Origin of the sequence: Parvimonas sp. D2, assembly GCF_035282635.1 — a bacterium.
In the GTDB taxonomy this organism is placed as follows: Bacteria; Bacillota; Clostridia; order Tissierellales; family Peptoniphilaceae; genus Parvimonas.
On record NZ_JAYKBO010000104.1, the window covers coordinates 1 to 238 of the forward strand.

The window sequence follows — 238 nt, forward strand, 5'->3', positions numbered from 1 at the left end:
CGCCAATAATACCGCAGGCAATCTCATCGGGTTCTTCCTTGGTGGAGGTATGCGTGCATTTCTCCCTGACGCCAAGCCCAAGGCAAAGCCGAAGTTTCAGCACCTGGCTGACAAGGATGCCAAGATCAATCGTTGGACTGGCCAACCACACAACAACCTGCGTCCTTACGCACGGTATTATGGTATTCCCTACAAAGCCGTGTATTCGAAATGAGGTGGTTGTGGCGTAAGCGCAATG

The 238-nt window shown here is 52.1% G+C and carries 1 protein-coding gene; it reads left to right on the forward strand.

Annotation, left to right across the window (positions count from 1 at the left end; genetic code table 11):
* Positions 1-214 (forward strand): hypothetical protein (locus VJI77_RS07740; RefSeq protein WP_323989019.1); only part of this gene is annotated, 214 nt, incomplete at its 5' end.
* Between the last annotated feature and the right edge of the window lie 24 nt (positions 215-238).